The organism is Microcoleus sp. N9_B4 (assembly GCF_036701635.1).
Classification (GTDB): Bacteria; Cyanobacteriota; Cyanobacteriia; order Cyanobacteriales; family Microcoleaceae; genus Microcoleus.
The window spans coordinates 26,916-52,762 of the sequence record NZ_JAUBRC010000027.1; the positions used below are offsets into that span (position 1 = coordinate 26,916).

30 protein-coding genes and 1 pseudogene are annotated in these 25,847 nt (G+C 46.1%); 17 read left to right on the forward strand and 14 right to left on the reverse strand.

Going from position 1 to position 25,847, the window contains the following annotated elements; all coding sequences use genetic code 11:
- Nucleotides 1-5 precede the first annotated feature (5 nt).
- The gene (locus tag QUA43_RS18525; RefSeq protein ID WP_333375793.1) at nucleotides 6-389 is read left to right on the forward strand and encodes a DUF4346 domain-containing protein; all 384 of its coding nucleotides are present in this window, start codon (nucleotides 6-8) and stop codon (nucleotides 387-389) included.
- Between the two features lie 60 nt (nucleotides 390-449).
- On the opposite strand, the gene psb32 is transcribed toward QUA43_RS18525, so the two are convergent.
- On the reverse strand, nucleotides 450-1,172 hold the full coding sequence (gene psb32 / locus QUA43_RS18530; protein ID WP_333375794.1) for a photosystem II repair protein Psb32: 723 nt from the start codon (nucleotides 1,170-1,172) through the stop codon (nucleotides 450-452).
- A 132-nt stretch (nucleotides 1,173-1,304) separates the two neighbouring features.
- Between psb32 and QUA43_RS18535 the strand changes: the two genes are divergently transcribed.
- Nucleotides 1,305-1,535, forward strand: a complete 231-nt coding sequence (locus tag QUA43_RS18535; RefSeq protein WP_006635545.1) for a hypothetical protein — start codon at nucleotides 1,305-1,307, stop codon at nucleotides 1,533-1,535.
- Nucleotides 1,536-1,755: 220 nt separating this feature from the next.
- Here QUA43_RS18535 and QUA43_RS18540 read toward each other — a convergent pair whose 3' ends face one another.
- The gene (locus QUA43_RS18540; protein ID WP_445301981.1) at nucleotides 1,756-2,469 is read right to left on the reverse strand and encodes an NADPH-dependent FMN reductase; all 714 of its coding nucleotides are present in this window, start codon (nucleotides 2,467-2,469) and stop codon (nucleotides 1,756-1,758) included.
- A gap of 303 nt (nucleotides 2,470-2,772) precedes the next feature.
- On the opposite strand from QUA43_RS18540, the gene ftsH reads away from it, so the two are divergent.
- Nucleotides 2,773-4,707, forward strand: a complete 1,935-nt coding sequence (gene ftsH / locus QUA43_RS18545) for an ATP-dependent zinc metalloprotease FtsH (protein WP_333375795.1) — start codon at nucleotides 2,773-2,775, stop codon at nucleotides 4,705-4,707.
- 190 nt (nucleotides 4,708-4,897) lie between these two features.
- Here the strand turns inward: ftsH and QUA43_RS18550 are convergent, their stop codons facing one another.
- Together QUA43_RS18550 and QUA43_RS18555 are read right to left on the reverse strand one after the other, a co-directional pair.
- Complete coding sequence (locus tag QUA43_RS18550; RefSeq protein ID WP_333083646.1) at nucleotides 4,898-5,452, reverse strand: M23 family metallopeptidase; 555 nt, start codon at nucleotides 5,450-5,452, stop codon at nucleotides 4,898-4,900.
- 276 nt (nucleotides 5,453-5,728) lie between these two features.
- Nucleotides 5,729-5,914, reverse strand: coding sequence for a hypothetical protein (locus QUA43_RS18555; protein WP_333375796.1), 186 nt, complete (start codon nucleotides 5,912-5,914; stop codon nucleotides 5,729-5,731).
- A gap of 33 nt (nucleotides 5,915-5,947) precedes the next feature.
- Between QUA43_RS18555 and QUA43_RS18560 the strand changes: the two genes are divergently transcribed.
- From QUA43_RS18560 to QUA43_RS18575, 4 genes are all read left to right on the forward strand, one after another.
- A complete protein-coding gene (locus QUA43_RS18560; protein WP_333375797.1) occupies nucleotides 5,948-6,331 on the forward strand; it encodes a hypothetical protein in 384 nt (127 codons plus the stop codon).
- 175 nt (nucleotides 6,332-6,506) lie between these two features.
- Nucleotides 6,507-6,872 (forward strand): DUF4087 domain-containing protein, encoded by a 366-nt coding sequence (locus QUA43_RS18565; RefSeq protein ID WP_333248710.1) that lies wholly within the window; start codon nucleotides 6,507-6,509, stop codon nucleotides 6,870-6,872.
- Nucleotides 6,873-6,909: 37 nt separating this feature from the next.
- Nucleotides 6,910-8,358, forward strand: a complete 1,449-nt coding sequence (locus QUA43_RS18570) for a RecQ family ATP-dependent DNA helicase (RefSeq protein ID WP_333375798.1) — start codon at nucleotides 6,910-6,912, stop codon at nucleotides 8,356-8,358.
- 195 nt (nucleotides 8,359-8,553) lie between these two features.
- Complete coding sequence (locus tag QUA43_RS18575) at nucleotides 8,554-9,519, forward strand: RluA family pseudouridine synthase (RefSeq protein WP_333375799.1); 966 nt, start codon at nucleotides 8,554-8,556, stop codon at nucleotides 9,517-9,519.
- A 236-nt stretch (nucleotides 9,520-9,755) separates the two neighbouring features.
- On the opposite strand, the gene QUA43_RS18580 is transcribed toward QUA43_RS18575, so the two are convergent.
- From QUA43_RS18580 to QUA43_RS18590, 3 genes are all read right to left on the reverse strand, one after another.
- Nucleotides 9,756-10,436 (reverse strand): NERD domain-containing protein, encoded by a 681-nt coding sequence (locus QUA43_RS18580; protein ID WP_333375800.1) that lies wholly within the window; start codon nucleotides 10,434-10,436, stop codon nucleotides 9,756-9,758.
- 279 nt (nucleotides 10,437-10,715) lie between these two features.
- Nucleotides 10,716-11,474 carry a phycobilisome rod-core linker polypeptide gene (locus QUA43_RS18585; RefSeq protein ID WP_333375801.1) on the reverse strand — a complete coding sequence of 253 codons (759 nt, stop codon included), beginning with the start codon at nucleotides 11,472-11,474 and terminating at the stop codon, nucleotides 10,716-10,718.
- 279 nt (nucleotides 11,475-11,753) lie between these two features.
- Nucleotides 11,754-12,350: a phycobiliprotein lyase gene (locus QUA43_RS18590; RefSeq protein ID WP_333375802.1), complete on the reverse strand. Its 597-nt coding sequence runs from the start codon at nucleotides 12,348-12,350 to the stop codon at nucleotides 11,754-11,756.
- A gap of 135 nt (nucleotides 12,351-12,485) precedes the next feature.
- On the opposite strand from QUA43_RS18590, the gene QUA43_RS30885 reads away from it, so the two are divergent.
- Complete coding sequence (locus QUA43_RS30885; RefSeq protein ID WP_445242851.1) at nucleotides 12,486-12,749, forward strand: NblA/ycf18 family protein; 264 nt, start codon at nucleotides 12,486-12,488, stop codon at nucleotides 12,747-12,749.
- A gap of 363 nt (nucleotides 12,750-13,112) precedes the next feature.
- Here QUA43_RS30885 and pstB read toward each other — a convergent pair whose 3' ends face one another.
- The 4 genes from pstB to pstS form a co-directional block, all read right to left on the reverse strand.
- Entirely contained in the window at nucleotides 13,113-13,913 is an 801-nt protein-coding gene (pstB, locus tag QUA43_RS18600) for a phosphate ABC transporter ATP-binding protein PstB (RefSeq protein ID WP_333375803.1), read from the reverse strand.
- Between the two features lie 124 nt (nucleotides 13,914-14,037).
- Nucleotides 14,038-14,931, reverse strand: a complete 894-nt coding sequence (gene pstA, locus QUA43_RS18605) for a phosphate ABC transporter permease PstA (protein ID WP_333375804.1) — start codon at nucleotides 14,929-14,931, stop codon at nucleotides 14,038-14,040.
- Between the two features lie 34 nt (nucleotides 14,932-14,965).
- On the reverse strand, nucleotides 14,966-15,922 hold the full coding sequence (gene pstC / locus QUA43_RS18610) for a phosphate ABC transporter permease subunit PstC (protein ID WP_333375805.1): 957 nt from the start codon (nucleotides 15,920-15,922) through the stop codon (nucleotides 14,966-14,968).
- Between the two features lie 333 nt (nucleotides 15,923-16,255).
- Entirely contained in the window at nucleotides 16,256-17,431 is a 1,176-nt protein-coding gene (gene pstS / locus QUA43_RS18615; RefSeq protein WP_333375806.1) for a phosphate ABC transporter substrate-binding protein PstS, read from the reverse strand.
- Between the two features lie 170 nt (nucleotides 17,432-17,601).
- Between pstS and QUA43_RS18620 the strand changes: the two genes are divergently transcribed.
- The 9 genes and pseudogenes from QUA43_RS18620 to QUA43_RS18660 all read left to right on the forward strand — a co-directional run bounded on the left by QUA43_RS18620 (nucleotide 17,602) and on the right by QUA43_RS18660 (nucleotide 22,828).
- Nucleotides 17,602-17,766 (forward strand): hypothetical protein, encoded by a 165-nt coding sequence (locus tag QUA43_RS18620; RefSeq protein ID WP_333375807.1) that lies wholly within the window; start codon nucleotides 17,602-17,604, stop codon nucleotides 17,764-17,766.
- A 123-nt stretch (nucleotides 17,767-17,889) separates the two neighbouring features.
- Entirely contained in the window at nucleotides 17,890-18,468 is a 579-nt protein-coding gene (locus tag QUA43_RS18625) for a biotin transporter BioY (RefSeq protein WP_333375808.1), read from the forward strand.
- A 236-nt stretch (nucleotides 18,469-18,704) separates the two neighbouring features.
- A complete protein-coding gene (gene lspA / locus QUA43_RS18630; protein ID WP_333375809.1) occupies nucleotides 18,705-19,214 on the forward strand; it encodes a signal peptidase II in 510 nt (169 codons plus the stop codon).
- Nucleotides 19,215-19,565: 351 nt separating this feature from the next.
- Nucleotides 19,566-21,203, forward strand: coding sequence for a radical SAM protein (locus QUA43_RS18635; protein ID WP_333375810.1), 1,638 nt, complete (start codon nucleotides 19,566-19,568; stop codon nucleotides 21,201-21,203).
- A gap of 137 nt (nucleotides 21,204-21,340) precedes the next feature.
- Nucleotides 21,341-21,439, forward strand: a pseudogene (locus QUA43_RS18640) (SRPBCC family protein); the annotation flags it as partial.
- Nucleotides 21,440-21,488: 49 nt separating this feature from the next.
- The gene (locus tag QUA43_RS18645; RefSeq protein ID WP_333375811.1) at nucleotides 21,489-21,818 is read left to right on the forward strand and encodes a type II toxin-antitoxin system RelE/ParE family toxin; all 330 of its coding nucleotides are present in this window, start codon (nucleotides 21,489-21,491) and stop codon (nucleotides 21,816-21,818) included.
- 3 nt (nucleotides 21,819-21,821) lie between these two features.
- Nucleotides 21,822-22,181, forward strand: a complete 360-nt coding sequence (locus QUA43_RS18650) for a transcriptional regulator (protein ID WP_333375812.1) — start codon at nucleotides 21,822-21,824, stop codon at nucleotides 22,179-22,181.
- A 13-nt stretch (nucleotides 22,182-22,194) separates the two neighbouring features.
- Nucleotides 22,195-22,656: an SRPBCC family protein gene (locus QUA43_RS18655; protein ID WP_333375813.1), complete on the forward strand. Its 462-nt coding sequence runs from the start codon at nucleotides 22,195-22,197 to the stop codon at nucleotides 22,654-22,656.
- Nucleotides 22,640-22,828: a CPXCG motif-containing cysteine-rich protein gene (locus QUA43_RS18660; RefSeq protein WP_015176827.1), complete on the forward strand. Its 189-nt coding sequence runs from the start codon at nucleotides 22,640-22,642 to the stop codon at nucleotides 22,826-22,828. Before QUA43_RS18655 ends, QUA43_RS18660 begins: the two co-directional genes overlap by 17 nt.
- 4 nt (nucleotides 22,829-22,832) lie before the next feature.
- Here the strand turns inward: QUA43_RS18660 and QUA43_RS18665 are convergent, their stop codons facing one another.
- The 3 genes from QUA43_RS18665 to QUA43_RS18675 all read right to left on the reverse strand — a co-directional run bounded on the left by QUA43_RS18665 (nucleotide 22,833) and on the right by QUA43_RS18675 (nucleotide 25,842).
- Nucleotides 22,833-23,585: a gamma-glutamyl-gamma-aminobutyrate hydrolase family protein gene (locus tag QUA43_RS18665; protein WP_333375814.1), complete on the reverse strand. Its 753-nt coding sequence runs from the start codon at nucleotides 23,583-23,585 to the stop codon at nucleotides 22,833-22,835.
- A 199-nt stretch (nucleotides 23,586-23,784) separates the two neighbouring features.
- Nucleotides 23,785-24,444, reverse strand: a complete 660-nt coding sequence (locus tag QUA43_RS18670; protein ID WP_333375815.1) for a DUF2834 domain-containing protein — start codon at nucleotides 24,442-24,444, stop codon at nucleotides 23,785-23,787.
- 117 nt (nucleotides 24,445-24,561) lie between these two features.
- A complete protein-coding gene (locus tag QUA43_RS18675) occupies nucleotides 24,562-25,842 on the reverse strand; it encodes an FAD-dependent oxidoreductase (RefSeq protein ID WP_333375816.1) in 1,281 nt (426 codons plus the stop codon).
- Nucleotides 25,843-25,847 lie beyond the last annotated feature (5 nt).

Here is a 25,847-nt window from a genome sequence, read left to right on the forward strand (position 1 = left end):
CAACCATGAGTCAAACCTTGGAAAACCTCACCGCAATCGATGACAACCTATCCAAACGCCACCTCGATCTCGATCCAGGCGGCTACTTCATCATCTATCTCGATCGCGAAACCAGCTTAATTTGTGCCAAACATTTCACCAACATCATCGACGATCGAGGCCTCGCCGTCGATCCCGAAACCGGCAAACCCATCCCCGCCCGCGGCAAGGTAGAACGCACCCAATCCACACTTTTTACCGGCAGAACCGCCAAAGAACTTTGCGTCAAAATCCTAGAAGAAACCCGCCCCAACCCGGTGACAATGTTAGATCACGCGGCTTATCTGGGACGGGAATTTGTACGGGCAGAAATTGCATTGTTGGGCGATCGAGAATACGTTCAAGATTAGTCGAAGCATCAACGGTTTAAAAACCTCGCTGTCAACAGTCAACAGTCAACAGTCAACTGTTCAAGAAAAACCTTGATACCAGAAATAAGTCACCATCGGAATCACTGTCGCCAACACCAACAGCACAACCACAACAACTGTGGCATTGCCCTGGTCTGTTTCTTCAGCTTTTTTAAACGTGCCTTCAACTTGAATGTTGTCAACAACTTCAGGAGGACCCGGATCGGGTTCGCCCGACAAAACAGTTGCAATGCGCGTAGTTGCAGCCGCAAATGCCTCGTTGTATTTATTGGCTTCCCGCAGCGGCACTTGCACGGTTTCTCCAGCTACACTCTGGGCAATTTCATCGGTTAGCAGGGACTTAACCCCTTCGCCGGTGCGAATTGCCGCGCTGTTGGTAACAGTGTCGAGAACGAGTAAAATTTGATTAGTCTGGTCTTCCTTTGCTGGAAACCACTGTTCAAACAGTTGGTCGGTGAAAGTGGCAGCCGTTTCACCGTAGTCTAAGCGGTGGATGGTGACAAATCTGACTTGTTTCCCTGTTTTGTTTTCCAGGTTGTCGAGCACGCTGCTGATATTGCTTTCGCTACTGCGGCTGAGCACGTCGCCTTTGTCGAACACCCAAGTTCGATCGCCCGCCGACAACACCGGTATTTCGTAAACGCCCGTCGCCAATGCCGGCAATACCGCCATCTGGGATGCGATTAGGACGATCGCGATCGTCGCTGCCAAAGGTTGGAGATATTTTCTCCAGTTAAATAATTGCTTCAGGAGTCTAGTCATGAGGTTAACCGTAAAACTGACTTTTTTCCAAAAATACTATAGAAACCCCCGTAAAATTCATTTTATGCAGGGCAATATTTACAATTAGCTAGCCAGTGGAACTCCCCGCCCGATTATTTTAGGATTCTAACTATGGAACCAGCAGACACTTATAAAGGTTGGATTATTCAATCCCAGAAAGTCTTCTACGTCGAGGTTTGGGATAGTCGCGGCAACCGCCACGTCGCCGTCCAAAATGCCAAGACTGAGGAGGAAGCTTTGGAATTGGCAAAAAAGTGGATAGACAAATATGAGTCAAAACCCGGAAGAATGCCGATCGACGTACCCCATCCTTTCGGAGACATGATCGATATGCCATTTTGAAGTCAGTAGTCAGTAGTCAGTAGTCAGTAGTCATTAGTCAGTAGTCAGTAGTCATTAGTCATTAGTCATTAGTTGGTTGCTACAAATTACCAATTGCCACTAACCCATACAAATTACTCCTTACCCCTTACCAATAGTCATTAGTTATGGGTTATTGGTTAGTTACTACCAATTTCCAATTCCCCATTACCAAGGACTACTGGCGAAAGCAAGCCGTCTGCTAAGAAATCCCTCGCAATTTCCGTGTATTTTTCACTAAACTTCGAGCAAATTCATCGAACCTTTCGGACAGTTTTTCATCCAACAATTTACCATCAGGACTAAAAGCTTTCCAAGCTTGTCCGATCGCAATTTGTTCGGGAATTACCCAAGCGTGCACCCATCTCAAAATGGTTCGCAAATCGTTGAGTGCGTTGCTGTTAACTTGCCCTCCCAAAACGCTAATCCCACCCGCAACTTTCCCGTCCAAATGCTCAAAACTCATCAAATCCAGGGCATTCTTGAGAGCACCGCTGACGCTACCGTGATACTCCGGCGTTGCCAAAATCAAGCCGTCGGCTTGCTTAACCGCATTCTGCAGCTTTTCCACATCCGGGTAATCGCGATAATCATTCTCACCGTTGCAGAAGGGCAGATTGAGCGATCGCAAATCCAATATTTCAACTTCCGCGCCCAGGGTCTGCGCTCGTTCTGCTGCCACCTTCAACGCTAACTGGCTGTAGGAGCCAGCCCGCAAACTTCCACCAATGCCGACAATTTTTACCATAAAGCTTAAAAACAATAACTGCTTTACTAAAGCGTACTCATTACGAGTATGATTAACATAGCAAGTTCGATCGGCAACTGTCAATCGATTTGAGATTTGAGATTTGAGATTTGAGATTTGAGATTTGAGATTTACGGAGGGGGCCGAGAAACCGGGTTTTTTGAGCAAAATCCTTGGTTATAGCCCGCAGATTAGGTAAAAAACCCGGTTTCTTGAGCAGAAGTGGGTAAGTTCAGTGGACGGGGCCGAGAAACCGGGTTTTTTGAGCAAAATCCTTGGTTATAGCCCGCAGATGAGGTAAAAAACCCGGTTTCTTGAGGATCCGTGGATTCAAAACCACCCTCAAGAGGGGCCTCTTAAGATGCCCGCGAGAGATAACCCCATCCAACACCCGCCATCTTGTTAAAATAAATGAACGTATCAAACCACAAGCGGTCAATCTTGGCAGTCTTCAACCTTGGGCAAAGCAATATGAAAAATTCTTGGAAACACGCATGGCTGGGGCATCTAGCTGTAAACAAAGACAAGTCGAGCCAGAATCCTAAAAAATCAATTCCAGGACGGAATCTTTGGCGCATCCTGGGCAGTTTGGTGATTTCTCAAGGAATATTGCTCTCGACCCCGGTGTTTGCCGACAGCGCGCCAAACACCATGAGTTACAGCCAACTGATCGACAACATAGAAAAAGGGCAAGTCAGTAAAATCGAAGTAGACGAAACTCAAAAAACTGCCAAGGTTAGGCTAAAAAATCAAAAAAGCGATCAAACCCAATCAGTTAGTCTGTTCGACTACAACAACCGAGAACTGTACTCGCAAATCCGCGCCAAAAAGATTGACTTTGAAGTCAAACAAACAGCCGACAACGCCGCCGCAGTCAGTTTAGTAGTAAACTTGCTAGTGATTTTTGCAGTGTTGGCAGTGCTGATGGCAATCCTGCGCCGATCGACCCAATCTCAAGGAAATGCCATGAACTTCGGCAAATCCAGAGCCCGTTTCCAAATGGAAGCCAAAACCGGCGTGATGTTCGACGACGTAGCAGGCATCGAAGAAGCTAAAGAAGAACTGCAAGAAGTCGTAACCTTCCTCAAAAAACCCGAACGCTTCAACGCCATCGGCGCAAAAATTCCCAGAGGAGTTCTGTTAATCGGGCCTCCAGGAACCGGCAAAACAATGTTGGCAAAAGCCATCGCAGGCGAAGCAGCCGTCCCCTTCTTCAGCATCTCCGGTTCCGAATTTGTCGAAATGTTTGTCGGAGTTGGCGCCTCCCGCGTCCGCGACTTGTTCCGCAAAGCTAAAGAAAATTCGCCCTGCATCGTCTTCATCGACGAAATAGACGCCGTAGGAAGGCAGCGCGGCGCTGGTATCGGCGGCGGCAACGACGAACGCGAACAAACTCTCAACCAGTTGCTGACAGAAATGGACGGCTTTGAGGGTAACAGCGGCGTGATTGTGATTGCAGCTACTAACCGGCCCGACGTGCTCGATACCGCCCTGCTGCGGCCCGGCAGGTTCGATCGACAAGTAACGGTAGATTTACCCAGTTACAAAGGGCGTTTGGGGATTTTGCAAGTTCACGCGCGCAACAAAAAACTCGACCCAGAAGTTGCCCTAGACACGATCGCCCGCCGCACTCCCGGCTTTTCGGGCGCTGACTTGGCAAACTTGCTCAACGAAGCAGCTATTCTCACAGCGAGGCGTCGCAAAGACACGATTACTAACTTAGAAGTTCACGACGCGATCGACCGGATCACGATCGGGCTTACGCTCAACCCGCTGCTCGACAGCAAGAAAAAGTGGATGACAGCATACCACGAAGTCGGACACGCCCTAGTCGCGACCATGCTCAAAAATGCCGACCCGGTGGAAAAAGTAACGATTATTCCGCGTTCCGGCGGGGTCGAAGGCTTTACTAGCTTTGTGCTCGACGACGAAATGCTCGACAGCGAAGGTTTGAGGAGTCGGGCTTTGCTGTTAAACCGAATTAAAGTAGCTTTGGGGGGACGGGCGGCGGAGGCAGAAATTTATGGCGATGCTGAAATCGACACCGGTGCCGGTAGTGATCTCAGAAAAGTTAGCAGTCTCGCCAGGGAGATGGTAACGCTTTATGGAATGTCGGATTTGGGGCCTGTGGCTTTGGAAAGTCCGAACAATGAGGTGTTTTTGGGCCAAAACTGGAATTCGCGATCGGAGTATTCCGAAGAAATGGCAATCAAGATCGATCGCCAAGTCCGGGAAATTGCCTTTGACTGCTACGAAGAAGCTCGCCGAATTATCCGCGAAAACCGCGCTTTGGTAGACAAACTTGTCGAAGCGCTGTTGGATGAAGAAACAATCGACGGCGACGAATTCCGCCAAATTGTCGATCGCTACACCGAGGTAAACAAAAAAGAGTTGGCACCAACCTAAAGAGTCATTAGTCATTAGTCATTGGTCATTAGTCATTAGTTATTCAAGTTTGTAGTGAGGACTAAAGTCCTCATTACCGACAAAATAAGGACTTTAGTCCTTACTACAAACCAAGAAAAATGACTAATGACTACTAACTAATGACTACTAACTAATGACTAATGACTAATGACTACTAACTAATGACTAATTAAGATTGTTGCGCGTACATTTCCCGGAGTACCAAAGCCGGGTCTACCCAGCGGCCGCCGTACTTCAATCCCCAGTGCAAGTGAGGCCCACTCGTGCGGCCGGTCATCCCAACTCTGGCAATTCTCGCACCCGCAGGCACTGTTTGACCCTGCCAAATTTGCAAAGTACCTTCGCGATCGGTATAATAACGCCCGCCGTTAGCCGTTAGCACTCGGCCTCTGAGGTGACAGTAGATGTGTTCCCAATTTCCCGATCGCACCACCATACCAGTGCCGCACCGGCCATCTTCCCAAACTTCCACAATTTGCCCGCCCCACCAATTGCGGATATAGCTGCCTTCCGGGGCGGCCAAGTCCAAACCGTAATGAAAATCCCCGCCACGGGGGCCGAAGGGGGAAGTGTATGTTTCAAAGTTTTCGACTGGAAAAGAAGCTTCTTGCCACAAATTACCCGTCGCTACTCTGCTTGGTAAGCCTGACTGAGCTTTGACCACCTGCTGCTGCAAATAAGGGCTAATCAACACAATGCCGATCGAAAGTGCCAGCAGCAGCATCTGTCTGAGACGAAAAAAGCGTTTTGCCGTCAGCGGGCCTCTAGAGTCTTGCAGGATTTTTTTCACGGCTCAAAGTTAAATGTGTGTGGGAGTGTGCGTTGTCTGTTAGGCTCACATCTTGCACCCTTGTCAATAAAGCTTTCAGGGGCGGGCTTTCCGGCCCAACCCCTACTCCCCACAAAAAAATCATTCTTTGTGGAACGGGCATCTTGCCCGTTTCTCAGAAGGGTGCAAAATGTAAGTTATGCCAATTCGCTGCAAGATTGGCTTTGAGCTCTACCCGCGATCGCGAATCAGTTTATCAACAACGTGTATCTTACTCCATCCAAAACCCGTGTCAAGGCTTCCGGGTAAATGCCCAGGGGTAATAAAAAAAAATTGGCCGAGGAATTCCTGCTGCGGTTGAATTCGATCGAGCTTTTGCTTGACACTATAGTTAAGTTCGGGGATTTTGGATAACATCCAAAATCTCAAATTCATCACAAACATCAAGCAATGCTTACTGAAATTTTTCCCTTTAGTTTTGCCATAGACGCAACTGCGATCGCCGGTGCGTCCTTGTGGTCTTTGGCCCTATACTGGGGCCTGTCGCCCCTCACAGAATGGGTAATCCTGCAACTCAACCGCTGGATGAATTTTGCCGAGAGATCCCTCTACACCTCGGAAGCCGAGTTTGAAAGAACCCGCCAAGCCAGAGAAGCCCAAAATGCGTTTTACGCTTCGCTGTTGAGCATTGTACCCTTTTTGATTGTGGGGGGATTGTGCAATTGGGGCGTCGAATTGTCTCTGGGCGCTGGTTGGGCGGTATCTATGGGTACGATCGCCTGTATTGGCGGCGGCGTGTACGAGCTCGGCCGCCGAGACGGCGAGGAGTCTTAGGGGATTTTGGATTTTGGATTTTGGACAGGACTTACGCGCAGGTAGTTAGAAACCTGGTTTTTGCGACAATATTTCGTTGTCACCCGCAGATTCGCTAAAAAACCCGGTTGCTGTTTCTTTTCTCGAAGCGCGTAATTCCTGTATGATTGTCGCTCAAAAATTAGGATGTAAAGCTATGAAACTCAAGTGGTTGATCCCTGCAATTATCTCATCTTTTTCGATCGTTGTTATTCCTGCGAAAGCGGCTGAAACCCGGTGCGGATGGTTAATAAATCCCACGCCTGCTAATTGGTATCTCAAAGACAAAGATGCTCAGTGGACTATCTCGGTGCAAGGGGGATATCAAGCCGGAGGAATGAACAATATTCCTCCTTTTAACGACGATGAATATGTCAAAACTAATGTTAACTATGGATATGGCTGTGCTTGTTTAAATGTGGTGACAGATAGAAATCGAATGAGAATTACCACGATACAAGGTGGTGAACAATTACCACTCTCGACTTGTCGAAAAGATCCGAATTTGCCAAAAATTCGTTAGTTGTGGCGAAACAATACAATTTTTTTAACTCAGTAAAATGAACTTTCAACCCGAATTAACATCATTAAATCAAGCCCGCGCCACATTTAAAAAAAATTGGGGATACGACGACTTTCGCCCGCCCCAAGCAGAAATTGTCAGCAGTTTGCTAGCAGGAAAAGACACGCTGATAATTATGCCGACAGGTGGTGGCAAATCCATCTGCTTTCAACTGCCAGCTTTGTTACAAACAGGCTTGACTTTGGTGGTTTCGCCCTTAGTCGCCTTGATGGAAAATCAAGTGCAAGAATTGCGCGATCGCAATTTACCCGCTTCCCTCCTACACAGTCAATTGCCAACAGCGCAGCGCCGACAAACTATGCAATCGCTGCAACAAAACAAATTAAGATTGCTGTACCTGTCTCCCGAAACATTACTCAGCAAACCTGTTTGGGAAATTATCAGTCAGCCGCACATTCAAATTAACGGTTTAATATTAGATGAAGCTCACTGTTTAGTACAATGGGGTGATACTTTTCGACCAGCTTACCGCCGTTTGGGAACAGTGCGGCCGGCTTTGTTGAAAGCTAAACCAGCAAACAGTAAAATTGCGATCGCAGCTTTTACCGCTACCGCCAACCCGGAAGCACAGCAGACAATCAAAAATGTCTTGCAACTGCAAAAACCAGAAGCCTTTCTGCTAAGTCCCTACCGTTCTAACCTGCACCTGCAAGTGCAGACAGTCTGGACGCCGAGAGGACGAAAACAGCAGTTATTAACTTTTATTAAAGCTCGACAAAAACAAGCAGGTTTAGTCTATGTCCGCACCCGAAAAGATAGCGAAAGCTTGGCGGATTTGTTGGAAGCAGCAGGTTATGAAACAGCAGCATATCATGCAGGTTTAAGTCCAGAATCACGACGACAAATAGAAACAGCTTGGCTGAACAATGAGCTTAAATTCGTGACTTGTACTTCAGCATTCGGTATGGGGATTAATAAGCCTGATGTCCGGTGGGTTGTTCATTATCAAGCACCTTTGCTATTATCGGAATACATTCAGGAAATTGGTAGAGGCGGACGCGACGGCAAATCGGCGATCGCCCTGACATTGATTAGCGAACCTACGGGTTTGCTTTATCCTGAAGATAAACAAAGAGGGCAATTTTTTCAAGATAAACTGCGATCGCAATACCGAGAAGCTCAGCAATTAGCCAAAAAACTGCCAGTTAAAGGTGATATAGAAGCAGTTTCCCGCGAATTTCCCGAAAGTGCGATCGCCCTTTCAATCTTGCACAGTAGCGGACAATTAACATGGCAAGATCCTTTTAATTATGCGATTAATAAATCTCCCCAGCACAAAGCGGAAAAATCAAATTTTACCGCAGCGGAAGAAATGGCAAAATATCTCAAACATCGCGAGTGTAGGTGGCAATTTTTGCTGCAAGCTTTTGGGTTTGCCAAGGAAGCTAAATCAATGCGCTGCGGCCACTGCGACAATTGTCGATAGAATTGACGATTATACTCAAGCGACTTAACCACTCCGACCAAAGAAACCGGGTTTTTTACCCAGTCTGCGGGCCCAAATGAAGTATTGCTATGAAAAAACCCGGTTTCTCGCTACCCGTGCGATCGCGAACTAACTCACAGATGTTATGATTAAGATATTTGCTTTACACACTTGGCAAAAAATAGTAAAAAGTTAATGATAGAAACAGACACTGCGGCACAGATTTACACAGTAGAAAATACAGAGGAATTCGATCGCAGTAATGTCAATCAGCGATTAGATATTTGGCTGTCAAACCAGATACCGGACTTATCCCGATCGCGAATCCAAAGCCTCATATCACAAGGTAATGTCAAAGTCAACGACGAAACCTGCACATCGAAAAAAATATCAGTAAAAACGGGCGATCGCATCCACCTCACATTACCCGAAACCCAGCCCACAAAGTTGCAGCCGGAAGCAATTCCCCTCGACATTCTCTACGAAGACGACAGCCTAATTATCATCAACAAACCAGCCGGATTAGTCGTCCACCCAGCCGCCGGACACCAAGACGGTACATTAGTCAACGCCCTCTTAGCCCACTGTCCTCTAGCAGAAATAGGCGGAGTTCAGCGACCGGGAATCGTGCACAGATTAGACAAAGATACAACAGGTGCGATCGCGATCGCCAAAACCGACATCGCCCACCAACACCTGCAAGCCCAACTCAAAGCCAAAACCGCCCGCCGCGAATATTTAGGCATAGTTTACGGTGCTCCTAACACCGAAACAGGCACAGTAGACTTACCCATCGGGCGGCATCCCACAGACCGCAAAAAAATGGCAGTAGTACCAGTAGAAAAAGGCGGTCGCCCCGCAGTTACTCACTGGACAATCAAAGAAAGAATCGGCAACTATTGCTTAATGCACTATCAATTAGAAACCGGCCGCACCCATCAAATTCGCGTGCATACAGCCGAAATAAAACATCCGATTGTGGGCGACCCGATGTACAGTTCCAACCGTTCTATCGGCGTCAATTTAACCGGACAAGCCCTCCACGCATGGCGGCTGACATTGCAGCATCCTGTAACAGGAGAATTAATAGAGGCGATCGCACCTTTGCCCGATCAATTCAACACTTTGTTGAAAATATTGAGGTTACGGGCTAATATTTGATAATTGGTATAGCAGTCGCCAAAGCTGTTATGGCAAGTGGCTATCAGGCGTTGAGAATTTTATCTACCTTGATTGCTTTGTTCAACATTCCCTCCAGGATATTGTTTCTACCTTAACTTTTTTTAATAACACAAGTATCACTTAGATGCTAGTGCAAGTCTGGGATGGTACTGCTATGTGCAAATTTGTTGATGTCGAACATATCAATGTAGCCGTTTATCTCATTTCTCCCAATCTTATCTACTTTTATAGGTGCGATCGAGTTCTTGCAACCTTGACACCAGATTGCCCAGTTCCAGGACGTAAGCACCCCTAATCTTCTTTTTGTTGCTAAAACTCACCTTGGCATCGCTAAATACAACTACTGGAGTGACCTTGGTTAACTTCTTAGCTTTTTTGATAGCCGTAGCTTGGTTGGCAATCTGTGCCAGAAAATCTTTCTTAAAATCTATCAATTTCCCGTCGTAAGATAGACGCTTGAGCACATCCCCATCCAACTGAACTACGGTTGAGTGAGACTTCACATCAAGGATAAAATTGACTCCTTTAGGCGATCGCAGCCACACATCGATATCGCCTACTTGCGGCAATCTTAAATTGTACTCAGCTATCCATCCAGATTGGATTAGGGACTCCAAAACTTGCTGAATCTTTTCTTCACCACAGGCCCCTTGGTCAAATCTCTGAGACGACTTCCAAAACGTTTTCCCGTCCTCAATGAACGGAAGGGCGATTAATGCCCCTATCACAAGAACTGCGACCAAAAATAAAGGAGAAAAAGGTGCTACCGCGTATACCAGCAGTGGCAACAACACCAACCCTGTTGCCGCACCGTACCTGTATAAGGCTTTGGTACGAAGCTGTTGAGCATGGCGACGCAAAGATTTTCCAGCACCTTCGTTATATTGCGGCTGCATAAATGCACCTATGCACTTATAGTTAACAATGAGAAAAGGTCGAATTATTTTTCTTCCTAATAACTAATGACTAATGACTAATGACTAATAACTAATGACTAATAACTAATGACTAATAACTAATGACTAATGACAAAAAATTATGAGTCCCGAGTTTTGGATTCCAAGTTTATCAAAAAACTCAAACCTCAAAACTCAAGACTCAAAACTCTCTCAGCTTAAAAGCCGATCGATTCAGTCGATCGCCCGACACAAATAATCGCATCAGGGCAGCATCAATTACCGGCGACGGGGAACCATCGTCTCGATATTGATATTAGCTAGAGGCACGCGCTGCGGCGGAGTAGCAGGCATGGGCATATTGCGCGCCATACTCAAATAATTCGACGGATCGCCAGCCTTCGGTTGCTGTTCTTGAGGAACAAAACGGCGCACGCCAGTCTGCCAGATGATTTGCGGGAAGCCAAGCTGCGAACGGTGGTATTCGCTGTAGCGGGGCGTCTTCAAGTTGAAAGGAGTGTCTCCTCCAACTCGCTGAGGCAAAATTCGGCGCTGCTGGTAAGGTACTGTATCGTAGCCGAACTTATCCAGGTACTCTTCGCTATTGACCAACTCGTCAATAAAGCCTTGAGGCCCCTTATTGGCTACCACGATCGACCACGCAATCTTTTCGCGCTCGCTGTACACATCCCGGCCCAAAATGCGCTGCACGCACATTTCTACAAACCGGTAATTGCTGTTAGTTTGATAATTCCGCTCCAAGAAAGGAGAAGAAGTCGCCAAACCGCGAATAAAGTCCCGCACAGTAATTTGGCCGAACTTGAGTTGCGACTCCAAAGACTTTTGGCGGTTGCTCTTGAGGATTTGGTGTTCGCTGTAAATCTGGCGATATCCAGCCCAAATCAAATTTTCCATGTCTCCAGACGAGAGCACATTTTCAGTTGTGAAAATTCTCGGCTGCTCGTCGCTCCCCACTTCAAAACCAGCAACGCGCTGGTTTTGGCTGTTGGGGGCGTAGCTTAATAAAGGAAGCGCCACGTTAAAATCTCCGTTATCTCAAATTTCAGAAATAGTTGACACCGTGAGCTGCCAGCAAAACGGATACAACTAACCAACATACAGATTAGGGGATTCCCGCAATCTAAATCTGATTTTCCTGAATTTTTGCAACAATCTGTAACATTTGTTGACTTTGGGGAAGTCATTAGTCAGCAGTCATTCGTCATTAGTGAGCAGTCAGCAGTCGGCTGAGTCTCGAAACGACGCCAAAGTATTAACCAATGACTAATGACCAATGACTAATGACTAATGACTAAATTACCAGCCCAGAGCCGAATAAAACTCGCTGGCGGGCACTTGAGCTCCTGCTGCTTCTGATGTTGCATCCGAGTCTGGTTGCACCCTAATTTCGGTACAAAAAGTCGATGTGCTGAAACCGCCAAAGCGCTTTACGGTACTCGTCCGCATCCGCACGTTCGGATTAGCAAACCAAAAACGCTCGATCGAACTCATCGTCTCGTATTCGGTAATCAGCAGCAGCCCATCCTCGTCATCCATCTCAAAACGGCCAGCCACCGGCACAATTTCCGCATAGCCCCGTTCGCGCAACATCAAGCCCTGCCGGGGATTTTCAGGATCGGGGACGATCGCGAACACCGTAGACCCTTTATGATTCTCATCATCCTTATCCCACGCCATCGAGCCGTGCCAAGTCACAAAAGCCCCCCCAGCAGCCCGGCTCGGATCGACTTCGTGCATCTTGCAAATCTCGGCGACTCTCGCGTCATCCGCACCCAACGCCGTTACCTGAATATTTGAATCCCCAATCTCCGCTTGGCGGAAAGCGAGGTGGTGAGTGCTGCGCTGAGAACGCCACTCCCCAGCACTGCTTTGAAAAAACTCCATGGCATCCATACAAACTAGCTCCTTTGGCTTAGGCTTCCCTGTCTTTACGCCTTTTTATGATAAGGCTCCCCCCACTTAGATGTACTTTTGCTACACAAATTAGTCTCAAAATGTGTACTTTGGACATATTGTCAAGTGAATGTTATGATAGTTTACAATGTAGGAGACACAACAAATCCTGCGAAACGTCATTCCGATCAATTTCGCATCAATCTCAGCAAACTGGAGGAGCGATTTATGGATATGCCTACAACCAGCCTCAGCATGGAACAGCAGTTCAAACTTCAAGTGCTGCGCGAAGAAGTCAAAAGGTTAAGCCAAGACCAAGCTCAGGAATACTTGCTCGAAGTTATGCGGCAAAACATGGTAAAAGAAAACCTGTTAAAGCATTGGATGAAGAATATGTGAACCCTTCGAGCATTTCTTCACAAAAATCAGTGGCTTGTATCTGCAAAAAGTACGATCGACTCACATCTTGCACCATTGTCAAGAACAGGCAAGATGCCTGTTCCACAAAGAGTGAATTTTCTTCTTGTGGAACAGGCATCTTGCCGGTTCCTAAAAAGCTTATTGAGAATGGTGCAACATCTCAGATCGAGCTATTAAACATAAAACCCAGAATCCCGCTTTCTCCAAGAAAGCGGGATTCTCAATTCAGAAAAGTTTTACGCGGTTTTTTTTGGTGCTACCAAACTCAGCAAATTAAATGTTTTTAGTCTCTTAAAGAGGGACAATAGTTTGTGTAGCGATAGGTTAAAACCTGTCGCGGAATCAACCAAAACGGCCACTCACATAATCTAAAGTAGACTCTTCCTTCGGACTTTGGAAAATCACCTCAGTCTTGTCACACTCCACAAGATAGCCAAACCGCTTCCCATCGTCAGAAAGTTTAGCATTGAAAAAAGCAGTTAGGTCAGAAACCCGAGAAGCCTGCTGCATATTGTGAGTAACGATCACAATCGTATACTTTTCCTTAAGTTCCCGCATCAACTCCTCAATCTTAATCGTAGAAATCGGGTCAAGAGAAGCGCAAGGTTCATCCATTAACACTACATCAGGATTAATCGCGATCGCCCTAGCAATACACAAACGCTGCTGCTGGCCACCCGAAAGAGAAAAACCGCTTTGCTTCAACTTATCCTTCACCTCATCCCACAAATAAGCTTGGCTGAGCGACTTTTCCACCAGCTCATCCATATCCCCCTTATAATTGTTCACCCTCGCACCGTAAGCAATATTGTCATAAATCGACTTCGGGAAAGGATTCGGCTTTTGAAACACCATCCCAATCTTGCGGCGCACCTCTACAGCATCAATATCAGGATCGTAAAGATTTTGACCGTGGTAATCAATCCTACCCTCTAAACGAAAACCGTTAACTAAATCGTTGAGGCGGTTAAAAGATCGCAGAATTGTACTTTTACCGCAGCCAGACGGCCCAATCAAGGCAGTAATGCGATTTTTAGGAATCTCCATTGAAACATTTTTAACCGCGTGAAAAGCGCCGTAAAAAATATTGATATTTTCTGTCCGTAAAACTGTTTCCGTTTGCTGGTCTAAATCAGTCATCATACAGGTAAGTATCCAATCGAATTTTACAAAATAAGGAGAAGATGAGAGTGGGAAAGTTGGAGAGAAGGAAAATCTTCCTTCTTCCTTCTTTTTACCCTTAGCGAATTCCAAGAACCCTCATCCTTCAATAAACTTTTTGGCGAGTAGCCCAGCGAGAAAGAATACTCGTCAGCAAAACCATAAACACCAAAATCAAAGATGCCGCCCAAGCCAATTCTTTCTGTGCCTTAAAAGGAACCGTTGCAAAGTTGTACACCAAAACCGAAAGACTCGGAGTTGGCTTATCAAATCCTGTCGGCCAAAAAGGCGAATTGAGCGCCGTGAAAATCAAAGGAGCAGTTTCTCCAGCAGCGCGGGCAATTGCCAGAGTCACACCCGTTAAAATAGCCGGAATTGCCGCAGGCAAAACCACCTGCAACACCGTTTGATAGTTTGAAGCACCCACACCAACCGACGCCCATCTAATATCTTGCGGGACAATTTGTAGAGCTTCGTCAGTAGTCCGCACAATCGTGGGCAACATCAGCACAGCCAGCGCCGCACCCCCTGCAATTGCCGAAAAACCTCCCATATTTACCACGAACAAACCGTAGGCAAATACCCCGGCAATAATCGAAGGAACGCCGCTGAGGACGTTAGTAGCAAAGCGTACCCAGCGAGCTACTTGGCCGCTGCTGAACTCCGACAAATAAACGGCGGCCAATACACCAAAAGGAACAGCAATTAAAGAAGCAATTCCTACGGTCATTAACGTACCGACAATTGCATTAGCAATTCCGCCTCCCGACAGTCCGGGCGGCGGTGGCAGCTTGGTAAACAAATCTAAATTCAGGCGATTGAAACCTTGTACGGTGACGTAGGAAAGCACTGCAAACAAAGGCAGCAGAGTGAGGGCCAGACTAGCTCCAGCCAGTACAGTCATTGCCAGATTAAACAGCGCTTGCGGGCTGTTTTTAACCTTCTTTAAACTGCCTGTTTTCGATACCAAAGGATTCTCGTCGGAGACGCTATTTGACATAAACTAAAACTATGTAGGAAATCGCGGCAAACTTCTAGTTGTACTTCGCTCTTACTTGAGAAACAATCCACTCTGCCAAAACATTAACAATCAGTGTCATAATAAACAGAATTAGCCCAGTGTACATCAGAGCTGATACTTGCAACCCAGAGGCTTCGGCAAATTGATTTGCCATCAGAGAAGCAATAGTATTTGCCGGAGCTAGCACAGAAAGACTTAACTGATTGGAATTGCCAATTAACAGAGTTGCAGCCATTGTTTCTCCCATGGCGCGACCGAGCCCGAGCATGATTCCGCCGACTATGCCGGAAAAAGCCGCCGGTACGAGTACCCTAAAAATTGTTGTCCAGCGAGTAGCTCCTAAACCCAGAGATGCTTGCCGCAATTCGGGCGGGAGACTTGCCAAAGAGTCGCGGGAGATAGCAGTAATAATGGGCAAAGTCATGACTCCCAAAATTACTCCGGCTGGTAACATTCCCGGGCCCACTGGCGGGGTGCTAAAAATCGGCAGCCATCCGAAAGTGCTGTTGAGAAACCTGCCGAGAGTGGTAATCAGGGGAATCAATACAGCAATTCCCCACAAACCGTAGACTACGCTGGGAATGGCGGCTAAAAGTTCTACTAAAAAAACTAAAGCTGTACGCACTGGCAGCGGCAGAAAGTCCTCGCTCAAGAAAATGGCAGTCCCTACTCCTAATGGTACTGCAATTACGAGCGCGATCGCCGAACTGACGATCGTCCCGTAAATCATTGGCAGCGCACCGTACTCTTCCTTAACCGGATTCCAGCTACTGCTAAATAGAAATCCCAAACCGTACTGTTGAATCGCAGGTAAAGCCCTGTAAGCAACGGTGAGCGCGATTACCAGCAAAATTACACCAACTCCTATGCCCAAAATCCGAGTCAGCCAGATAAAGCCTTCGTCTAAAGACTTTTCTGCCCCAGAGCGCGATCGGCTCTCTGATTGAGCGCTGTGATTATCTGAAATCATAGAAAAAAAAACCAAATATATAGTAGCCGAAAATAGCCTGTTTCGGAAAAAGCTAGAAAAAAGCAGAAAGAAAGACCATAAATAAAATCAAAGAGGGGCGGGTTTATTAATCCCCTGACTTTTCAACAAATATTTCTGGTAAAACCTGACCCTTGTATTTTGAAAGAGGTAAATGGCGATTTACCGTTGGGTGGGGCGGGTTTATCAGATTATTGATTTTAGGCAATTATTGTCGGTGAACCCGCCCCTACAGAAATATCTCTCTTCCTTCTTCCTTTTCCCTTTTTTCCAACAGTCAACAGTCAACAGTCAACAGTCAACAGTCAACAATTACTATTTGGCAACCTCAATCTTGTAGTCTGGGCTGATGCCGTCAGCAGCCGCGGCTACTTTTTCTTTAACGTTTTGGGGCAGAGGAACGTAGCCCAATTCAGGGCTGACCTTTTGACCTTCATTCAAGCCGTATTCAATCATGGCCTCGATTGCTTTGGCTTTGTTGGGGTCAGCAACAGTTTTGGGTACGAGCATCCAAGTGTAGCTAACAATAGGATAGGACTCTGCCCCTTCCGGATCGGGAATGAACGCCCGGAGATTTTCCGGTAGTACCACTGCTTCAAGGGTTTTTGCCCCCGCTGCGTCTGTGTAGACTACAAAATTGCCGGCTTTATTTTCCAGGGCAGCAAACTTGATATTGTTGTTCTTGGCGTAGCCGTACTCAATGTAGCCTATAGCGCCAACTGTTTGTTGAATAGAAGCCGTGACACCTTCATTCCCCTTGCCGCCAATCTTACCTGCAGAAGGCCACTCTACTGTCTTGCCTTCCCCTACTTTTTCTTTCCATTCTGGACTGATGGCGCTGAGGTGTTTTGTGAATACGTCTGTCGTACCACTGCCGTCAGAACGGTGTACAACTGTGATATTTTGGTCTGGCAGTTTAGCGCCCGGGTTAGCAGCAGCAATTTTGGGGTCATTCCACTTGGTGATGTTCCCCAAGAAGATATTTGTGTAAACGTCTCTTGGCAACTTCAGTTCGGGTACGTCAGGCAGGTTGTAGGCGATCACGATGCTGCCAGCCGACATCGGCAGCAAGAGCACGCCTTTGTCCGCTGGCACCTTCCCAATTTCCTCGTCTTTCATTGCGGTGTCGCTGGCTCCAAAGTCTACCGTACCTTTGGTAAACTGTTCGACTCCGGCACCGCTGCCCACTGACTGATAGTTGATCTGTAATTTGGGGTTGGTTGTGTTGAAATCTTGAAACCAGCGCTGGTAGAGGGGTGCTGGGAATGACGCGCCGGCACCCGTCAGGGCTACGTCTGAGGCGAGGGCGAGTTTGGTGTTTGGTGCTGTGCCGGTGGCTGCAACGGGTGATGCTGCGGTGTCACCGGGGCTAGGGCTGCTGCCCGTGGTTGTGGTCTCGCCGCCGCAAGCTGCTACACTGAGGGCGATCGCCATAGCGGAAATTGCAGTAGTCAGACGGTTTGAATTAATCAAGTTGAGACGAAAAAGCATAGGTATAAAAAATCTGCGATCGTTATAGGGGTGTCCCGCATCAGCATAGCGCGCAAAAGTAAAGATTAGGTTAAGAATCTTTACACTTAATCCCAATTTAATATTAATTAATATTATTAATTAATTGATGAGCTTGACAAGTATGATTTTATAAGATAAAGGCAAGATAAATGTGTACGGAAACAAGCAGTCGATCGCCCGATCGCGAAAAATTTCCCATTAAATTATCACAAGATCCAGGCTTGAGAACCAGAAAACCGTACAATGGTGGTTATTTTGACAGTAGTGCTAGTATTAAGAATTTAAAAGCTGCGGGCATTGAAGCTTGCATCTGACAAATACATTCTGAAGAATGCCGTTTGATGATATAGCAACCGCCCTGACGGTGAGGACGTTCTTAATTGCACAAACATAAACGGTCAATTGCAACTTCGGTCTTCCTTCTTCCTTCTGCTATAATGCCTGCTCCTATTGAACTAATCTGGGCTGTTATTGGTTTGCTCCTGACTATAGGAGGCACTTTTTTGCCTGCATCTGTCACAATTCCGATTGGGTTGTGGGACGATCGAGGACTTCAGGCCTACTCTTTAGGTGTTACCTATCAAATTGGAGCCGTCTTGCTAGTAGGCTGCATGGGGGGGAAAAATGCTGCGGCTCTCTCGCAAATTGCTTATTTGGCATTAGGATTAACTTTGTGGCCAGTTTTTTCTCAAGGCGGCGGCATCGGCTATCTCAAAGAAGCGAGTTTTGGGTATTTGCTGGGTTTTGTGCCTGGTGCTTGGGTGTGCGGCTGGGTGGCTTTTAAGGTGGCTTCGCGGCTGGAATCTATGGCTTTTAGCTGTTTGTGCGGTTTGTTCACTGTTCACGCGATCGGCTTAATTTATCTAATTGTTACTTACTGGCTACCTCCGGCAAAAAAAACACCTTTATTTGATGAGATTCTTAAATATTCGGTTTATCCCCTGCCGGGACAATTGGCGGTAGTTTGTGCGATCGCAGTGCTGTCATTTACTTTGCGCCGCTTGATGTTTTATTAATTGCGAAGGAAGAAGGAAGGAGGAAGAAGGAAGAGGGAAGAAGGAAGAAGGAAGAAGGAAGAAGGAAGAGGTAACTGGTAATTGTGCAAAATAAGGTTATACTATACATTGCGAAACGGGAGAATCATCGCGCTGCGGGTGGGATTGCTTTCCTGCACTGCATTCTGCTCATAATGACACGTGAGATTGGAGTAACTTCTCTCATGCCCGATGCCCCATTTTCTATTGCTTAATTCATGCGTTTTAAAAGAAATCCCTTGTTCTGGGTTGCTGCTGTTATCAGTTTAGTTTTAGACCACCTGACTAAGTTTTGGGTGGTACAAAATTTTGACTTGACGGTTCCTCCGCAGACGCAGCCGCTGTTACCCGGGGTGTTTCACTTCACTTATGTTGTTAATACTGGTGCAGCTTTTAGTCTGTTCAGCAATGGCGGCGCGATTTGGTTGCGCTGGCTGTCTTTGGGCGTTAGTGTGGGATTGATTGTGCTGGCTTGGTTCGGGCCGCGAATTAACCGCTGGGAACAAGCTGGCTACGGTTTGATTTTGGGGGGAGCACTGGGGAACGGGATCGATCGGTTTATTTCGGGCCACGTTGTAGATTTTATCGATTTTCGGCTGATTCGGTTCCCGGTATTTAATCTGGCGGATGTGTTTATTAATGCTGGGATTATCTGTTTGCTGATTGCAACTTTTCACAGTGCACCGCCGCCGAGAAGGCAAGACGATGGCGATTCTATTTCAGAGTAACTTTCAACAAGTCAATCGATTTTAGATTTTAGATTTTAGATTTTAGATTTTAGATTAACCACCCACGGGTTGTAGCGTTCTCAGGTTTATCGGATGCCGAGCTTTTTTTGCTGATCCATTGATGAATCCGGCGGCCTCACAAGCAATTGCTTTCGGTCATTTGTCAGTTGTCTGTTAGCAGAAGGTCTAGGTGTCAACTTCAGGTTAGAGTCATTTATGAGCTATAATTATATTTTTTATTGCTAAGGCTAAACTTGCCCGCGACCAAAAGCAATTTGGTCATAAACCCCCGGATTTATCCGTGGGAGAAATTCCTTAATCTAAAATCTAAAATCTAAAATCTAAAATCGGATGACTCCTAATCAATTTGCCCAAGAACGCTTACTATTTGCCCCAGCAACCCCGGATGGTGATGCTATCCCGACTATTTTTGCTTTTCCCAACGAGTACACGGTGGGTATTACCAGTCTCGGCTATCAGATAGTGTGGGCAACTTTGGCTGTGCGATCGGATATTGAAGTCAGCCGTTTATTTACTGATATCCGTGAACAACTTCCTCGACATCCAGAATTACTGGGATTTTCGCTTTCTTGGGAACTAGACTATGTAAATATTCTAAATTTATTGGAATCTCTAGAAATTCCGATTTGGGCTTCTAAACGAACTGATAATCACCCCATAGTATTCGGCGGCGGCCCGGTTTTTACGGCGAATCCAGAACCTTTTGCCGATTTTTTTGATGTGATTTTGCTGGGAGATGGCGAACATCTCATTGACAATTTTATTGATGCTTATAAAGAAGTCCGTACGGCCGACAGACAAACTAAATTGCGGCATTTAGCCCAAGTTCCGGGAGTTTACGTCCCCAGTTTGTACGAAGTAACTTATCTGGATGCCACTGAGGGTATTAAATCGATTCAGCCTGTCGATTCGGGAATTCCCAGTATGGTTGAAAAACAGACTTATCGCGGCAATACTTTATCTGCTTCCACTGTGGTGACAGAAAAAGCTGCTTGGGAAAATATTTACATGGTGGAAGTGGTTCGGAGTTGTCCAGAAATGTGCCGTTTTTGTTTGGCAAGTTATCTGACTTTGCCGTTTAGAACTGCGAGTTTGGAGGATTCGCTAATTCCGGCGATCGATCGCGGTTTAGCTGTGACTAATCGTTTGGGTTTGTTGGGTGCTTCGGTCACTCAGCACCCAGAATTTGAAGCGTTGCTGGATCATTTGAATCATCCGAAATACGACGGCGTGCGGCTCAGTCTTTCTTCCGTAAGGACGAATACGGTGACAGTTAAATTGGCAGAAATATTGACAAACAGAGACAGCAAATCGGTGACAATTGCAGTGGAAAGCGGGAGCGATCGCCTCCGCAAAATCGTTAACAAAAAACTTACAAATGACGAAATTATCCAAGCTGCTATCAATGCTAAGGCGGGCGGATTAAAGGGAATTAAACTTTACGGGATGGCGGGCATTCCCGGCGAAGAAATGGAGGATTTAGAGGAGACGGTGGCGATGATGCGGGCGATTAGAAAAGCTGTTCCCGGTTTGCGGTTGACTCTGGGATGCAGCACTTTTGTTCCGAAATCTCACACTCCTTTTCAGTGGTTTGGAGTGAATAAAGATGCGGAGAAGAGGCTGAAGTTTTTAGATAAAGAATTGCGTAAGCTGGGTTTAGAATTTAGACCTGAAAGCTATAACTGGTCTGTGATTCAGGGTTTGTTGTCAAAGGGTGATCGGCGGTTGTCTCGGCTGTTGGAATTAGTGCGGCATTACGGCGATACTTTGGGCAGTTATCGGCGGGCGTTTAAGGAGTTGCGGGGACAGTTGCCGGAGATGGATTTTTATGTTTTTCAAGAGTGGGAATTGGATCAGGTTTTGCCTTGGAGTCATTTAAAAGGGCCGCTACCGGAGGCGACTCTGAAGAAGCATTTGGCTGAGGCGATGAGTCATTTTAGGACGAAGGATTTGCAGTTGACGAGTTAAGAAATAGCGGATGCGAAAGATTGAAACTAACAGTTGCTGTTTGTACTGATACAGAGGATAATACTGCAAATGCTGAAACACGATTCCCTTCGGGATAGCTTCGCTTCACGCACTTAACTGTCTAGCCCAAGGATACAATTCCCAATTTTAAATATTCGTCGCTGATTAAGGCCACCGTGGAAGCAGTCTGGAACTTTCACGAAACGCCGGATATTCTGCAACTTTTGACTCCGCCTTAGCAATCGGTTTAAGATAAGATGAGGAGCGACATACTATAATACAATTATGGCAGAAGTCCAACCCAGGGAAATTCAGCGTTATGTTGCCTCAAACGGTCAAGTGCCGTTTGATAACTGGTATGATTCGCTCCGAGATAGCAAAATTTCAACAATTATTGATAAAAGACTTAACCGAGTTATTTTGGGGAATTTGGGAGATTGTCAATCAGTTGGAGAAGGAGTATTTGAATTAAGGATAGACTATGGCCCTGGTTTCCGAATCTATTTTGGGCAAGTAGGAACAACAATTATACTTCTTCTGTGGGGGGGAGATAAAAGCACTCAAGACCGAGACATTCGCCAAGCAATAGAATACTGGACAGATTATAGGAGTTAAAAAATGCCTAAAAGTTTACCGTATCACGACTTTTTGATGGCACGGCTAAAAAGCCCCAGCTATGCGGCAGTCTATCTCGAAACTCATTTTGAATTAGATGAAGGCGAAGAACCTGACGAAGCATTGCTCAGACTTGCTCTAGGCGATGTAGCAGAAGCTTTGGGTCAACCGAAAATGACTCCTGAAGAATATGAATTGCACTTAAAAAAACTGGATGAATTGCTGTCGCAGCAAGGAAGCGATACAATTTACAATCTGGGAAGTTGGCTGAATGCTTTGGGGTTGAAACTAACTGTTGCTGTTTGTACTGATACAGAGGATAATACTGCAAATGCTGAAACGCGATCGGAAATAACTGTTTAACTTAATCTAGAAAATGCCTAATTTTCGATATTCATCCCTAATTAATGCCACCGTTGAAACAGTCTGGAACTTTCACGAAAGGCCGGATATTCTGCAACTTTTGACTCCGCCTTGGCAACCGGTGAAAATCATTCGCCGCGAAGGGGGACTCGATGTGGGTGCGGTATCAGAATTTCGCCTGTTATTGGGGCCGATTCCTGTAAAATGGGTGGCGACTCACACTGAGTGCGAACAATATCGCTTGTTTGTTGATGAACAAACTGAGGGGCCGATGGCACGTTGGGTTCACCGACACGAGTTTACAGCAGAAAATGGCAAGACTAGATTGACAGATGCGATCGCCTTTTCGATACCGGGCGGCCCGATTGTCGATTTGCTGTTAGGTTGGTGGGTGGAAATGCGGTTAACAGATATGTTTCGCTACCGCCACGAAGTCACAAAAAGAGAGTGCGAGAAAAATGCAAACAACGGCTGAATATTACTGTGCTTTCTGCGGCGAACCGAGTACAACTTTTGTTGATATCAGCGCCGGAATGGAGCAATCTTATATCGAAGATTGTCAGGTTTGCTGTCGCCCGAATGTTCTGTATGTCAGAATAGATGAAGATACCCTGGATATTGAAATAGATACTGACTATCAAGAATAAGTGACTATAAAAATGTAGGAATTGCCTGTGATGCTGACTTGGTAGAATTCATAAATCTTGAAGCTGCTGCTTCTACGAAAGCCTGAAAAATTCGAGAGTTAAACGAACAGTTGGGCGACATTTCTGGGTGCCATTGAATTGCGATCATCCAAGGGTGAGAGGAGTGTTCCATTGCTTCTACCAAAGTGTCAGGTGCATTGGCTACTATTTGCCAATCGGATGTTACCTGCTGCACTGCTTGATGATGCCAGGAAACAACTGTTGTTGAAGTTTTTCCCATAATTTTTGCTAGCCGACTGTTGGGTTCAATTTCAATGGTATGCTCGATCGCACGCGGGGGAATTCCCGATCCGTGATTAACCTCGTCTCCGTAAGCATCCGGTACGTGAATCACCAAACTGCCACCGCTGGCTACGTTCAACATTTGCATTCCTCGGCAAATCCCCAATACAGGTATGTCAGCCTTCAAAGCTAGTTTTGCTAAGCTTAATTCAAAATTGTCGCGTTCTGCATTAACCGAGTAAACAGTGCGATCGACATAACCGCCATAAAGTTCTGGGTTGATATCTCCGCCGCCGGAAAAAATCAAACCATCTACTGCATCAAAAATACTAGCCGGATCTAATTGATGGGGCGGCAGTAAAATCGGAATGCCACCAGCCGCCTGAACTGCATCAATATAAGTTCCATTTAAGCGATATTCACCTGCTGGACAGCGGTTGTATGTGGTGATGCCAACAATAGGAAATTTTTTCATTTGCTAGAGACTGGGAGATAATTTTTTACATTAATACTCAGATTTGGCACTATTTGTAATCAGTGTTTCATGGGCGGGCTACTAGGAGCAACGGCCCACAATAAAACTTACTTATTGTAAAGCAGGCATCTTGCCTGTTTCTTGTCTGATTACTTGTGATTGATTCCTACATTAAACTGAAATTTTCCTCCACTGCTGTCTAATTTGTAACAGTTTCAGTATTAGTTGCCGGCAGCGGTTTGCGCGTACACAGATAAGCCAGCGGCCCGAACAGCGGTACTAATGTTACTGCCCAAAATGCTGTAGATTTCTGCATTCCTCGGCGCGCCATATCGTCTCCTAATAAGGCAGGAAATAGTAGGCAAAGCATACAAAAATCTAAACTCATTACGTGGATAAAACGGCTGGTTTGCCACTGTTCAATAAAATCCGACCAATCGCCTTTTGTCAAGCCAAAGGCAACTAAAGCAGCAGCAGCCAATGTTAAGAAAATTCCAGTAAAACGGGAGTCTAATATCTTTAAAAAGATATTTTTATGACCAGAAAATTCTGGATTAGGTTCGCGCAGGGCTAAATAAGGTAGCAAGGCAAAGGCGCCCACGCCAAAGGATAACACGGCAAATAACCATGCAGGTATTTTCTGGCCCCTGCCGTCAGCAAATAAGACGCAACTGTAGATGAGCGGCCACACTCCCATGATGTTGAATAAAGCTACAATTAAAGGGTTAATGTCTGCTATTTTGCCTGTGGAAAGATTGGTAATTAGTGTGATAGTTTCGGGGCTGTCGGGTGGTGCAAATACAAAGGCGTAGGTGCTAAATGCAATCCAAATCAGCCAAAATCCAATTTTTCTGAACATAGTTAGTTTTTCTGACTTCTGATATTACTATAGCAAGCTTAAAGGGTTTTTGAATAAGACTTTTTTTATTTACCGCAGAGGAGGCAGAGGAAGAGAGGAGAATATCTGAATGTATTGCTATCTGGTATTGCGGGTTTTGGGTAGATTGCTAAATTTTTGCATAAATTGGCGATCGATCCAATCTTTCCAGTACCACAGCAGCGCCGATTCCCACATGAAAGATCCGCGAGATGCGATCGCCCTTTTATTCCCAGTACCAATTAACCCTAAGTATTGTTCTTGTGGTGCAAATGGTTTCAGCGGTTTTTCCAATAAAAACTGCTGCAAATTTTCAAACAGCGGTTTGCCCTGACGCACGGCAAATACGCCTGCTTTGGGACGGGGATAATTAACCATCGCAGCGATATCGCCAGCCGCAAATACGTTGGGGTGAGAGACTGATTGCAGGCAATCGTTGACTTGCATAAAGCCGTTTAAGTCGGTTGCTAAACCGGATTCTCTTATCCAATTGGCAGCCGATGCTTGTGTTACCCAAAAAATGATCTCGCACTCTAATTCTAAACCTGATTTACAGGAAATGTGGGCATTGGGCATTGGGCATTGGGCATTGGGCATCGGGCATTCTTGATTATCTTCTATGTCAATCGTTTCTGGCTTTTCTATAGCACTAACTTTTTCCATTAAATGCAGTTTAATCCCACGACTAATCAAAATTTCTTTCAGGCGGCGACGCACCCGTTTGTTATGTCCCGGCATTAATTCAGCACCGCTATGAAACAAATGAATTTCTGATGATAAATTTTCTAAATTTTCTTCCCTCTTCCTTCTTCCCTCTTCCTTCTTCCCTCTTCCTTCTTCCTTCTTCCTTCTTCTCTCTTCCTTCCCCAATCGAGATTGCATATTTAATGCTAATTCTACGCCGCCTGCACCGCCGCCTACAATCGCTATCCGCAGCGGTTTTTGGGGATGATTTTGCCTTTGGGAAATTAACTGATTCCAGCTAGCTAAAAACTCCGGTACGGGTTTAGCTGCAATTGCATATTCTGCGGCACCCGGTACAGATAAAGTCGCAGGAGTGCTGCCGATATCCACCGAAAGCAAATCAAAATTAACCGGAGGGTGAGTTTGACAAATCACTAAATTTTTGTTAAGGTCGATCGCGATCGCCCGATCGATTAATATTTGACATCCGGCAAATTCCGCGAGCGATCGCAAATCGATGTGACATTCATCATAATCGTAAAACCCGGCAACGTGTCCCGGCAGCATCCCCGAATAAGGCGCGTGCAGCACGTCGCTAATCAGAGTCAAACGCACTCCCGGCAGCGGGTTGATACCGAACATTTTTAATACAATAGCATGACTGTGACCGCCGCCAATTAACACTAAATGTTTCACAATTA